11 protein-coding genes and 1 other annotated feature (1 of these 12 only partly in view) are annotated in these 12,889 nt (G+C 33.9%); of the genes, 5 read left to right on the top strand and 6 right to left on the bottom strand.

The annotated features are described in order from the left end of the window. Positions 1-46 (bottom strand) — a binding site (T-box leader) (it extends 167 nt beyond the left edge of the window). A 41-nt stretch (positions 47-87) separates the two neighbouring features. The 6 genes from GTO82_RS06095 to ezrA form a co-directional block, all read right to left on the bottom strand. After that, on the bottom strand, positions 88-2,715 hold the full coding sequence (locus GTO82_RS06095; RefSeq protein WP_180872893.1) for a cation-translocating P-type ATPase: 2,628 nt from the start codon (positions 2,713-2,715) through the stop codon (positions 88-90). 211 nt (positions 2,716-2,926) lie between these two features. Next, positions 2,927-4,030: a glycerophosphodiester phosphodiesterase gene (locus GTO82_RS06100; RefSeq protein WP_180872894.1), complete on the bottom strand. Its 1,104-nt coding sequence runs from the start codon at positions 4,028-4,030 to the stop codon at positions 2,927-2,929. Between the two features lie 12 nt (positions 4,031-4,042). Beyond that, positions 4,043-4,744 carry a pseudouridine synthase gene (locus GTO82_RS06105; protein WP_180872895.1) on the bottom strand — a complete coding sequence of 234 codons (702 nt, stop codon included), beginning with the start codon at positions 4,742-4,744 and terminating at the stop codon, positions 4,043-4,045. 50 nt (positions 4,745-4,794) lie between these two features. Further along, a complete protein-coding gene (gene thiI / locus GTO82_RS06110) occupies positions 4,795-6,012 on the bottom strand; it encodes a tRNA uracil 4-sulfurtransferase ThiI (protein WP_180872896.1) in 1,218 nt (405 codons plus the stop codon). A gap of 9 nt (positions 6,013-6,021) precedes the next feature. Beyond that, positions 6,022-7,176 (bottom strand): cysteine desulfurase family protein, encoded by a 1,155-nt coding sequence (locus tag GTO82_RS06115; protein ID WP_180872897.1) that lies wholly within the window; start codon positions 7,174-7,176, stop codon positions 6,022-6,024. A gap of 90 nt (positions 7,177-7,266) precedes the next feature. Continuing rightward, entirely contained in the window at positions 7,267-8,991 is a 1,725-nt protein-coding gene (gene ezrA / locus GTO82_RS06120; RefSeq protein ID WP_180872898.1) for a septation ring formation regulator EzrA, read from the bottom strand. Positions 8,992-9,270: 279 nt separating this feature from the next. On the opposite strand from ezrA, the gene rpsD reads away from it, so the two are divergent. From rpsD to GTO82_RS06145, 5 genes are all read left to right on the top strand, one after another. Further along, positions 9,271-9,882 (top strand): 30S ribosomal protein S4, encoded by a 612-nt coding sequence (rpsD, locus tag GTO82_RS06125; RefSeq protein WP_003647084.1) that lies wholly within the window; start codon positions 9,271-9,273, stop codon positions 9,880-9,882. Between the two features lie 117 nt (positions 9,883-9,999). Continuing rightward, entirely contained in the window at positions 10,000-10,464 is a 465-nt protein-coding gene (locus GTO82_RS06130; RefSeq protein ID WP_180872899.1) for a YueI family protein, read from the top strand. A 2-nt stretch (positions 10,465-10,466) separates the two neighbouring features. After that, the gene (locus tag GTO82_RS06135) at positions 10,467-11,762 is read left to right on the top strand and encodes a replication-associated recombination protein A (RefSeq protein ID WP_180872900.1); all 1,296 of its coding nucleotides are present in this window, start codon (positions 10,467-10,469) and stop codon (positions 11,760-11,762) included. A 284-nt stretch (positions 11,763-12,046) separates the two neighbouring features. Beyond that, on the top strand, positions 12,047-12,331 hold the full coding sequence (locus tag GTO82_RS06140; RefSeq protein ID WP_180872901.1) for a hypothetical protein: 285 nt from the start codon (positions 12,047-12,049) through the stop codon (positions 12,329-12,331). Positions 12,332-12,388: 57 nt separating this feature from the next. Further along, positions 12,389-12,868: a universal stress protein gene (locus GTO82_RS06145; RefSeq protein WP_180872902.1), complete on the top strand. Its 480-nt coding sequence runs from the start codon at positions 12,389-12,391 to the stop codon at positions 12,866-12,868. Positions 12,869-12,889 lie beyond the last annotated feature (21 nt).

Raw genomic sequence — 12,889 nt, forward strand, 5'->3', positions numbered from 1 at the left:
CTTTTCTCTGTAATGCGAAATTACCCCTCTTGATTCTTGCTTTGTTTATGATTATAGCATGAAAGAAAATAAGAAGAAAGCTATGAATTAATCTCTATTTTCTCTAATCACTTTCACCAATTGAATTAAGATAGTTGGAATAATTGCCAAAATCACAATTAGCCATACTTCTTGAGCAGTTAATGGTTGAACTGCAAAGAGTCCATGTAATGCTGGTACAAAAAGAATTAAGGCTAAAAGTACAGTTCCTAACGCAAAAGCTGCTAAACTGTACCAATTATTTTTAAATCCAATCTTAAAAATACTATGTTGTGAACGGCAGTTGAACCCATGAAGTAAACGCGCAAATGTTAAAGTTGAAAAGGCCATAGTACATGCAATTGCTGGTGTATCCCTTAAACCAAGTAAGAAGGCAGCAATAACACTTAATGAAATTAAGAAACCTTGAATACTAATTTGTGTAACGAATTTTTTATCTAACAAACTAGCTTTAGGATCACGTGGTTTACGTTTTAAAATATCAGGATTTCCTGGTTCCATCCCAATAGCTAAAGCTGGAAGAGAGTCAGTAACTAAGTTAATGAATAAAAGTTGAACTGCAACAAACGGAACCGGTAATGCAGCAATTGAAGCGAATAAAACAGTAATGATAGCTGATAAGTTACCAGATAGTAAATATCCAATTGCATTCCGGATATTTTCATAAACTGTTCTACCATTTGCAACAGCTTTAATAATTGTAGCAAAGTTGTCATCAGTTAAGATCATACTTGCAGCATCTTTTGATACTTCCGTACCAGTAATACCCATTGCAACACCAACGTCTGCCTTCTTTAATGCAGGTGCATCGTTAACTCCGTCACCTGTCATTGATACAATATGATTCTTTCTTTGCCAGGCATTAACAATTCTAATTTTGTTTTCTGGTGAAACTCGAGCATAAACTGCTACTTTTTCAATTTGTTGGTCTAATTCTTCATCACTTAATGCATCTAACTCTAAACCTGTTAATGCAAGATCACCATCAGTGAAAATACCAATCTTTTTTGCAATTGCTACTGCAGTTACTTTGTGGTCACCGGTGATCATAACAGTTCTAATTCCAGCTTCTTTAGCACGTGCAACAGCTGCAACACTTTCTTCTCTAGGTGGATCCATTTCAGAAACCAAACCAATGAAAGTTAAGTCTTTTTCGCTATCAGTAGATAACTCTTCATCACTTTCCTTATATGCAAATGCCAATACTCTTAGTCCATTTTCTGAAAAGTGATTATTTTGAGCCAAAATATCTTTTCGATCTTGTTCAGTCATTGGGCGAATATCATCCCCGAAACGAATATTCACACAACGTTTAAGTAAAACATCGATTGCTCCCTTTACAAAAATTGTAGGAACAGTGTGAATTAAGTGCTTAGTACTCATTAATTTTCTATCAGAGTCAAAAGGCACTTCCTCTAAACGATCTAAATGTTCTCTTAATTCACTTTCAGATAAGCCTAATTTTCCATCACCAAGATCAATTCCTGGAACTTTACGGTACATTTCTAATAAGGCTGATTCTGTTGGATCACCAATTTTTTTACCATCGGATAGACTTGCATCATTGTTCAAAACTACATCATATAGTAAATAACGGTGCAACTGATTACTTAAGTTCAACTCTTCAGACTTAAGAACTTTACCGCCAATATAAATGTCTTCAACAGTCATCTTATTTTGAGTTAAGGTTCCAGTTTTATCAGAACAAATTACTGAAACTGACCCTAATGATTCAACCGCAGCTAAGTTCTTAATAATTGCATGCTCTTTAGCCATTTTTTGAGTTCCCATCGCCTGCACAATAGTTACAATTGAGCTCAAAGCTTCAGGAATAGCTGCAACTGCTAATGCTACTGCAAATAGTAATGCATCTAGCAAAGGTCGACCACGCCACATTTGCAATCCTAAGATCAAGGCACAGAAAATCAAAATTGCAGTTGCAAGACGAGATGAAAATTGATCAAGTGAAACTTGTAGTGGCGTTCTGCGTTCCTTAGTTTCATTCATCAGGGTAGCGATTTTACCAATTTCAGTCTCCATTCCAGTAGCTGTAACTAAAACATTCGCACGTCCATAAGTTACAAGAGAACTAGAATATACCATGTTTACACGATCAGCCAAAGGAACTTCTTTTTCAAAAGTCGTATCTAACTTATCAATATTAGTTGACTCTCCAGTTAGAGAACTTTCATTTACCTGCAATGAAAAATTATCTAAAATTCTACCATCAGCAGTAACTAAATCCCCTGCTTCGAGTAAGAGTATATCTCCAGGAACAACATCTTTTGCGGCAATTTCTTGTTTCTTACCATCTCTTAAAACTTTAGCAGCAGGTGCGGATAGGGATTTTAAGGCCGCTAGCGACTTTTCCGCCTTAACATGTTGCACTGTTCCTAAAATAGCATTTAAAATCAAAACAACAATAATAACTGCTGTACTTTCTAGGTTACCAGTGAATGCAGAAATCACAGCTGCAACAATCAAAATAATAACCATTAGGTCTTTAAATTGTTCTAAAAAGACTTCTACAACACTTTTCTTCTTACCCTCTACTAGAGCATTTGGTCCTACTTGAGCTAACTTTTCTTGGGCAGCTTTACTAGTTAAATCTTGCTGTTCATTAGCTCCAAGCTCTTTTAGAACTTCTTCTTTACTCTCACGATAATATGCTTTCACTTAAACCCTCCATCTAATAGGAAAACCAGACTTTGGCATAAAAAAAGAGACCATTGTCTGAACAAAAAACGTTTAGCCAATAGTCTCACCATTTAAACTTACAGCGGAAAAATTAATTTCGTTTTGACGCCGTAAGTACACACTTATGCCGGTTACTCCCTATATGTTGATTATAAGTTTATCATGTTTTAATTAAGCTAGCAATAAAAAATCATTGGCTTACCCACTGTGCACCACCCAAGTTATAGGCAGTTTTCCCGTGCATTTTCTTTACTGCAAAATAATTCCAAGTACTATCTTTACGTAATTTCTTCTCGGTTTTCTTTTCAAAAGCCGGATCCGTATAAACTTGCGCATCATGTTCTAATTTAACTTTACCAACCTGTGCTTTCGGAGCAAACTCGTTGTAATTTTTTAAATTATCATAACTAATCCAAATATTAGGTTTTACATGATAAAAAAGTCGATTATCTTTCATTTTAACTTGATCGACATAAACTTTTTTACCATTTTTCAAATACATATAACCCGAAATTGATTCATTAGGATAAGCGGCTACTTCATAGTATCTTTTAAAGATACAATTTTCATGTAAAATAGTGGCCAATTTAACTGGATAATCTGTCAATATTCCTGAAACATTTTTTTCTGGGCGCAAATACTTCTTCATTTGAGTTTTTGTATTAATGCCCCAGAGTAAATACTTTTTATTATGCTCATCCAAATAATCAGCAGCTTTCTTAGCATAAAAATTATTTGCAAAATACTGCAGCATTGGTGATATTTTAAAATCACCAGCTAATTGAGTTAGCGGAATTTGCGGCTCACTTTTATGAATTTTTAAAAGAGCTAGCTCTGAGAAAGATTCTAACAACACCCGATTTTGTAAATGATATTTTTTGATTAAACTAAGTAGATTATTAATATCATTATCACTACTATCTTTTGGTTCAATCATAAATTTTACGTTAGAACTCTGATAACGTTTAAAGACATCGACAAGACTATGAATGGATTCACCATTTTGATTTTTATATGTAATTAGATCATGATAAGGCAAGTTTGCAATACCTTTATCAATCCCAAAAACTCTACTTAGGTTTTCATCATGGCTTACCACGAGAACATGATCAGCAGTTTGTTGTAAATCTAGTTCTAAATAGTCTACTTTTGCACATACTGCACGATCATATGCAACCCAACTATGCTCTGCAAACTTTCCTTGTTCATTATCCCCGCGGTGGGCGATGTTTAAAAAACCACAAGTAAAAGGAAAAATTAAAATAAGGAAACCAACCAAAATATATTTATTCATAATTCTATTTCTCTACTTAATTTCTTTTAGAGTAATTTCCTGATATTGGCCGCGTTTTAGAGTAGCTGGTAAAACTAATTTTCCCATGGAAATTCGATCTAATTCTATTACTTTCATCCCCACTGCTCCAAACATTCGCTTAATTTGGTGATACTTTCCCTCTTGAATTTCAATCTCAATTTCTGATTGATCGGACTCTTTATCTTGCATCAAAATCTTTAATTCTGCTGGTTTTAGTTTTGTCCCATCACCTAATGTCATACCACTAGCAAAAACTTTAACTTTCTCTTCATCAGCTACTCCAGCAATTTTTGCCCGATATTTTTTAGTAACATGTTTATTAGGAGCTAATAACTCATGCGCTAAAGCACCATCATTTGTTAACAATAATAAACCCGTCGTATCCTTATCCAGTCTGCCCACTGGTGCTATGTCTTTATAATGATCTTTAGGTTTAAGTAAAGAAAGAACAGTTTTTTGACTTCTATCTTCTGTTGCTGAAATAACACCTTTAGGTTTATTGAGAAGAAAATAATGGTATTTCTGATATACCACTTTTTCTCCGTCAACTATTATTTCGTCGTCTTCTTTAACTTGCTCCTTGGGTGTCTTTACAACTTCCCCATTAACTGTCACAATCTTCTTTTTAATGAGATTATGAACTTCTTTACGTGAACCAACATTCATGTTAGCCAAATACTTATCAATTCTCATATATTTTGTCTTTCTAAAATAAAAAGCGCTAGCATTCTGCTAGCACTTTCTTATAACAAGTCTGCGTCTTCTTGAGCCTTATCATCTAAGAATTTTTGATTTGGATAAATTGGTGTAATCTCCATTCCATCAATTGCTCGCTGAATCATTCCTTCAGCATCAAGTCTATCTTCTAGCTTACGTGCTTCATCCAATTTTGGTTTAGTCTTTGGACGCGGCGGAGCAAAAATTGTACAACAGTCTTCAAATGGTTCAATAGAAAGGTCGAATGTTCCGATTTGGTCAGCTAGCTTAATAATTTCAGTTTTATCCATTGTAGCGACTGGACGAAGAACTGGAGTTGAAGTTACATCATTAATTGCAACCATTGATTCTAGTGTTTGAGATGCCACTTGACCAACTGATTCACCGTTGAAGATTGCTAACCCACCACGCATTGCACGAATACGATCTGCCAATTGCAACATAAAACGGCGTTGAATGGTCATTAAGTAACCTTCTGGTAACTTTTCCTTAATTTGCTCTTGAATTTCAGTAAAAGGTACAGCAATAAAGTTAATTTTTCCAGAATAGTTAGCCAAAATTCCAGTTAACTCTTTTGCTTTAGCAAGTGCCTTTTCCGTAGTGTATGGAGGACTAAAGAAGTGCACCATATCAATTTCAACTCCACGCTTCATTGCTAAGTAAGAAGCTACGGGAGAATCGATACCACCTGATAACATCATAACTGCCTTTCCAGCAGTTCCGACCGGCATACCACCTGCTCCATGAAGAAGTTGGTTTGAAATATAGATTGCGTCTTGTCGAACTTCAATTCTCAAGACTAGGTCAGGCTCTTTCATTTGAACCTTTAAATTATCCATATTATCAAATAGATAATCACCAATTATCATGTTTAACTGATTAGTGTCATATTCAAAATTATGGTCACTGCGTCTAGTATTAACTTTAAAGGTCATACCATCTTTAAAAGTTGCTTGCATCAATTCAAGGGATGCTTTTTTGATTGCATCAAGATTCTTATCAACTTTTATAGTTGGAGAATAAGTTTGAATACCAAAAACAAGTTTTAAACGTTGATCAATTTTCTCAAATGGTGCACCATTCAAGACAATGTGCATACGATCATGTTTAGGATGGATCTCAATTTCTGGAAAATCTTGCAAAGCTCTAGTTACATTACCAGCAAGTCTTCCAATAAAATCTTTTCGATTTTTTCCCTTAGTGGATAGTTCACCATAGCGAACCATTACTTCTGTATATTGCATAATTTCACCTTATTTCAAATGATTAATTTCAGCGAAGTGCTTATATATTTTATCAAAAACTGAAATAAATTGCTCAGCTTCTTCAATTGTATTACTTGGATCAAAACTTAGTCTAATTGCACCGGTAGCTAAATCATCATCTACCTTCATAGAATTCAAAGTTCCACTCTCAACACCACTTCTTGAAGAACATGCACTAGTAGTTGAAACATAAATATCTTCAGACTCAAGCGTATGAACTAAAGTTTCCCCGCGAATACCTTCTAATGAAAAACATAAAATACTTGGAACAAAATTATCGTTAATTGGTGAAAAAATATGAATTCCTGGTTTTCCATTTAAATAGGAAACTATTTTATTTTTAACTGCTAATTCTTGCTCAGCATTTTTCTTTTCATCAGCTAAATATAAACGCATAGCTTTAGCAGTTGCCGCAATTGCAGGTAAATTTTCAGTACTTGAACGTAAGGCCTTTTCTTGACCACCACCATCAATTAACGGCTTAATCATTTTACCTTCTTTTTTATAAAGAATACCTACGCCACGAGGTGCATGAAATTTATGAGCTGATAGACTCATTAGGTCTACTCGATCAGTAAATACTTCATCCCAAACATCTTTTCCCAAAGCTTGGACATTATCAACATGAAAAGTAACGTTGGGATAATTTTCTAAAACCTTACTAATAGCTTTAATAGGTTGAATTGTACCAATCTCATTATTAACGCCCATAATTGAAACCAAAATTGTTTCTTTATCTAATGCTTCTTTTAAATCTTCAGGATTTACTTGTCCATTCTTATCAACTGGTAAAACAGTTATACGAAATCCTAAATTTTCTAAAGCACGTACTGAATTTGAAACTGCTGCATGTTCAACACTTGATGTAATAATATGGTTACCAAATTCTTTTTTAACTAAAGCAGTACCTTTGATTGCCCAATTATCAGATTCACTTCCACTAGATGTGAAAAATATCTCATATGGCTTAACATTCAATAAATTAGCAATTTGCTTTCTAGAGGCTTCTAAAAGTTGATGAGATCGATCTCCCATTTTATGCAAACTTGAAGGATTTCCCCAGATATCCTTTGTTACTTTATCATATGTCTCTAAAGCTGCAGGATAGACAGCTGTTGTAGCACTATTATCAAAATAGATCAATTTTCTTTCTCCCCTAAAAAACGACCATGAATGATGGTCGTTTGATAATCATATAAAATCTTAACTTAAAAATACTGTCGCTTCAATCATTTACTCTTCTTCGCCTGCTTCTTGCTCGCTATAGTATTCTTTTTCAATTCTTTGATAGCTTCCTGGCTCCACCTTTTCTAATGCTGTGGCAATTATATCCAGTGCTTCCTTATATTCATATTTATTCTGGTACAAATCATAGGCTTCTTTACGTGCGCGTTTAATTTCAGGATTTGAAAGATATTTATTTGAATATTGCATAATTAATTCAACCAAATCAGCAGAATTCAAAATCTCATCTGCCTCTTTCTTTAAGCGCTTAATATCTTCTTGAATTTGAATCAATTCACTAGATATTTTTTCCATATTTATTCTAACTTGATTCAATTCATCATCTGTATGCTTAACTTCATTTAAGACTAAAGTATACATTTGAATAAAACTTTCAGGCTTTCCTGGTAGCTGACGCCGTTCAACTTTTCGATAAACTAAAGAAATTTCTTGCTTAAAATGAATTATAGAATCATTAGCGATTTTTTCTGCATCAAATAGTCCATCTATATCATTCGAGAGTTTTTTCTCAGTCTTTTCAATTTCTTTCAAATTATCTAACATAGTTAGCCATTTATTCTCAATTTGAGAGTAAACACCGTTCCCATCAGCTAGCTTTTGACAGTCAACATCAAAGTCAGAATTCATTCGGCTAACTTGACTTTTTAGTTGTCTAGCTTCAGCTAGCTCTCCATGTGTCAATTCATAACTTTGATCAACATGCTCTAACTTAGCTACAAGTTGGTTAGATGCATTTCCAACATGGGAAAGAATTTGAACAATTTTATCTTGATTTTTATCAACAAATGGTCGAGCTTTAAATTCTTTTGTAAGAATGTCATACAAGCTATCAATTCGTGTACTTATTTCTTTGTTATTCTTTTCAACTTTTTCAAGCTCTAATTTGTTAAGATCCTTTTTAGTACTATCAACTAATTCTCTTAAACTCTTAATTTCTTCTAATACATCGACCTCAGTAATTTTATACTTATCTTTTATCATTTGACGATAAGTATTGCTGAGTTCGCTAAGTTGGTCGGGAAAAACATTTTTCAACTCTTGATCAAAGTTCTCTACCTTAGGAAGATCTGTCTTTAAAGTAGTAAGATTTGTATCAATTTTAACTAATACTTTCTTTGCTTCTTCATGATCTCCTTCACCAGATAAGTTCTTTACAGTTTGAAAATCGCTCTCTAAAGTTGCAAGCTCTTCTTCAATCTGGTCAATTGCATTTCCGTAATTAAAAGACTGGGATAATATTTTTTTACGTAATTGCTGATAATCTTTTGATAAAGCAGCATAGTGTTTTTGATTATCTCGATTTGCTTCGAGTAAATTAGTAAATACTTGCTTACTGTGTTCTACATTATCTTGATTAGTCTGCAATAATTCTGTTGCTTCTTTAATTAATTGGCGAGTTTTTATTAAATTAAATTTTGCATTAAGTCCAGCTGCTTGTTCAAGAAGATGCTTTAATTCTCCAACGTCCTTAGTGTCAACTTTTTGATATACTTTCTGCCATCTTTTAAAAGTTTCCAAACTTTTTCCGGCTAATTCCATTTTCTCTAAACGTTTAATATCTTCTTCAACGCTAATATCTTTTAATTCATCAGTTAGCGCATCTAATTCCGCAATCTGATGATTAAAATACTTATTAAGAATAACAACTGTAGCAATAGCAGCAATTATAGCAATCAATATTACAATAATAAGAATAGATAACCCTGATGACATAATACCCTCCATATTTCATATTAATTATACCAGACTTCATCTTAATACCAGCTAGAAAATCTTGACTTTTACTTGCTTTAAAACATATTTCTTACTATAATAGTCTTCGTGTAAAATATTTGCAGCAATAAGTGACAAGAACGTCAACATCTTGAGGCGTTTAGTGAACGAGTAACCCGCGCTGCACTGGGCGAAACATGCAACTTGAGATGCACGAATGTTGAACTTATTTCTCATATTTTACTCCAAAAAATTACTATTTTTTATGGAGGATTTTTTATGTCAAGATATACTGGTCCAAGTTGGAAACGTTCAAGACGCTTAGGTATCTCACTTTCAGGTACTGGTAAGGAAATTAGCCGTCGTAACTACGCACCTGGTGATCATGGTCCTAACAACCGTGCAAAGGTTTCCGAATATGGTCAACAATTAAAAGAAAAGCAAAAGTTACGTTGGATGTTTGGTTTAAATGAACGTCAATTCCAAAACTTATTCATCCGTGCCGGCAAGATTCGTGAAGGTAAGCACGGTGTTAACTTTATGGCTTTACTTGAAAGACGTTTAGACAACATCGTTTACCGCTTAGGTTTAGCTTCAACTAGAGAACAAGCTAGACAACTTGTTAACCATGGTCACATCTTAGTAGATGGCAAGCGTGTTGACATTCCTTCATACGAAGTTAAAGTTGGTCAAGAAATCAGCTTAAGAGATAAGTCAAAGAACTTGCAACAAGTTAAGGACGCTTTAGATGCAGTTGTATCACGTCCACCATTTGTTTCATTTGACGACAGCAAGATGACTGGTACTTTAGTTCGTCTTCCAGAACGTGACGAAATGGAACCAGAAGTTGATGAAGCTCTTATCGTTGAATGGTACAACAAGAAGCTTTAATACTTACTGCTTCATTACAAAAAAGTCTTTCCTCTTTTGGAAAGACTTTTTTGTTTTCTTCTTTTCCACTTGCTACACTAAGAATGTAATATTTTATTATAAAAAGGAAAAAGAAATATGACTGAAGATTTAAATACACGTCTTGAACATGCTGCTAAAGGCATTACTCCTCAAACTTGTCCCGATGAACGGAGAAGATATTTAGGTTCTTTACGTGAACGAGTTCTAGTAAGAATGACTGTAAAAGAAACCGATAACTCGACCTTAGATACTTTGTTTTTAGACCATTTAAATGACTTTAAAAATTACACTATCTTAATTAATGGTAAAATGCCTCAAAATAAATTTATTAGTAAATTAATGAGTTTGTGTTCACAAAAAGATATTAAGTTCACTTTAATAAATGACGAGACTGCCAAAAACGAACCAGACTCCACTGGCATTTTAGTAGTTTCAAAAACTGCTATTAATCATTATAGAATTGATATCAACCAAGTATATGCTCCAGAAGTACCACATGAAAAATTATCAAAACCAAAAAAAGAAAATTTCTGGGACAAATTATTTAGAAAAAAGGACTAATTATGCAACCTCTTGCTTATCGTATGCGCCCCAAAAACTTAGATGAAGTTGTTGGTCAAGAACATTTAGTAGGAAATAAGAAAATAATTAGACGAATGGTCGAGGCCAAACTTCTATCTTCCATGATTCTTTATGGACCTCCTGGCATTGGAAAAACTAGTATTGCCAGCGCAATTGCAGGATCCACTAAATATGCATTTAGAAAACTTAATGCAGCAACCGACACAAAAAAAGATCTTCAAATCGTTGCCGAAGAAGGAAAAATGAGTGGGACTGTCATCCTACTTTTAGATGAAATTCATCGTTTAGACAAAACAAAACAAGACTTTTTATTACCTCTTCTAGAATCAGGAAATATTATTTTAATCGGTGCCACGACAGAAAATCCCTATATTTCCATCTCTCCTGCTATTCGATCCAGATGTCAGATTTTTGAATTACATCGTCTAAAAAAAATGGATATTTCGCATGCGATTGATCGGGCTCTTAAAGATTCCGAAACAGGATTAGGTAAATACAATGTAGAGTTAACAAAAGATGCACGTGATCTACTAATTGAAAAAGGAAATGGCGATTTAAGGGCAACCCTTAACGCATTAGAACTAGCAGTTCTATCGACAAAAGAAGAAAAACAGGAGAACGCTGATAATAAACTAGTAATTGATAAAGCTGAAATGCAAGATTCCATCCAATTTAAATCTCAAAATTACGATGCAAATGGTGATGGCCACTATGATTTATTATCTGCCTTTCAGAAATCAATTCGGGGTTCTGACACAGATGCAGCACTTTATTATCTAGGGAATCTCTGCGAATCTGGCGACTTAGTAGCAATCTGTAGACGATTGTTGGTCATTGCCTATGAAGATATTGGACTCGCTAATCCCCCGGCCTGCAGTCGTACAGTTAATGCAGTACAAGCTGCTCAAATGGTAGGTCTACCAGAAGCGCGAATTATTTTGTCAAATACTGTCATTGAACTCTGCCTATCGCCCAAAAGTAATAGTGCAATTACTGCAATTGATTCAGCAATAAGTGACATTCAAAATAAGCAGAATGATCCTATCCCTGATAGTCTAAAGGACGCCCACTACAAAGGAGCAGCTACCTTAAATCATGGTGTTTCTTATCTTTATCCCCATGACTTTCAAGGTGATTGGGTTGCACAACAATACTTACCTAACAACTTAAAAAATGTCTCCTACTTCAATCCAAAAGGTAATTCAAAAATTGAAGAGGCATTAAAAAGACAATATTTGCGTCTAAAAAAAATGCAAAAAGATGGGCTGGAAAAGTAAATTCAATTTATTGACATTAATTATATCTTTGCTAGAATATATAGTGATCTGAGTTGATCAACCTAATTACAAAGTTGACCGATCAAACTAAAGACGTTGGAATTTATGAATAACATCTGAATCGGAATACTAGCTTGTCCTAGGATCCATATTCACTGCGACATAGATTCAAATTTTGAACACTGCGGGTTCAACAAGCGTCATTATGTTGCAGTCAACTCAGATTTTATTGAAATTCAAGGAAGCGGCGTAAGCCGCTTTTTTTATTAAGTGAGGTTTAATAAGTGGTATTAAAGGTTCTAATGCTAATTTTTATTTTATTAGTGTTTATTACAGCTTGGTATTTAATTAGAAGTAAAAATAAAGGACAATTCATTATTTTCACTTTTATTGGAAATAAAAAAATTAATATGCTGTTCTCAATTACTAGTTTAGTGTTAATTTTAATTGGTTTTATTGGGATTATTATTTTATTTACCTTACCTAAAATATTTAATTTCATTACCTTAATTATTGCTGCAATGGCGCTTTCCATCTTTTCATTTACTTTTATGAATTTAAATGAATAGTTTTATTATTCTATTTAAATCAAATTTTGGTAAAATATTGATGGAGAGGTGATCAACATGTTAAAACAATACCAACATATCCAAGTTGCCGTCGATGGTTCAAAAGAAGCTGACGTTGCATTTAGCAAAGCTGTTGAAGTAGCCAAAAGAAACGGTGCTACTCTTGAGATTTTACACGTAGTAGATACCCGTGCATTTCAAGATGTTTCTAGCTTTGATTCAGCAATGGTTGAACAAGTATCTGAAGAGGCAAAAACTAAAATTGAAGAATATTATAATCGGGCTAAAGATGCCGGAGTTAAAGATGTTCACTATTCAATTGAATTTGGTTCTCCCAAGAATATCATTGCTCATGAATTTCCAGAAGAACACAATATCGATTTGATAATTTTAGGTGCTACTGGTTTAAACGCTGTAGAAAGATTATTAATTGGTAGTATTACGGAGTACGTTACCCGTACTGCAGCTTGTGATGTTCTTGTAATTCGTCAACCAGCTGCACAAAGCGAAGATATTAAGAAAAATAGAAAAAATTAAGAGCAAAAAAATACCTCATCA

Origin of the sequence: Lactobacillus johnsonii (genome assembly GCF_013487865.1) — a bacterium.
GTDB lineage: Bacteria > Bacillota > Bacilli > Lactobacillales > Lactobacillaceae > Lactobacillus > Lactobacillus johnsonii_A.

What these genes read in the sequence shown, in the direction of transcription:
- thiI (WP_180872896.1), bottom strand. Translation starts at nt 6,012, where the DNA reads ATGCAATATACAGAAGTAATGGTTCGCTATGGTGAACTATCCACTAAG.
- GTO82_RS06105 (WP_180872895.1), bottom strand. Translation starts at nt 4,744, where the DNA reads ATGAGAATTGATAAGTATTTGGCTAACATGAATGTTGGTTCACGTAAA.
- ezrA (WP_180872898.1), bottom strand. Translation starts at nt 8,991, where the DNA reads ATGTCATCAGGGTTATCTATTCTTATTATTGTAATATTGATTGCTATA.
- GTO82_RS06145 (WP_180872902.1), top strand. Translation starts at nt 12,389, where the DNA reads ATGTTAAAACAATACCAACATATCCAAGTTGCCGTCGATGGTTCAAAA.
- GTO82_RS06100 (WP_180872894.1), bottom strand. Translation starts at nt 4,030, where the DNA reads ATGAATAAATATATTTTGGTTGGTTTCCTTATTTTAATTTTTCCTTTT.
- GTO82_RS06130 (WP_180872899.1), top strand. Translation starts at nt 10,000, where the DNA reads ATGACTGAAGATTTAAATACACGTCTTGAACATGCTGCTAAAGGCATT.
- GTO82_RS06135 (WP_180872900.1), top strand. Translation starts at nt 10,467, where the DNA reads ATGCAACCTCTTGCTTATCGTATGCGCCCCAAAAACTTAGATGAAGTT.
- rpsD (WP_003647084.1), top strand. Translation starts at nt 9,271, where the DNA reads ATGTCAAGATATACTGGTCCAAGTTGGAAACGTTCAAGACGCTTAGGT.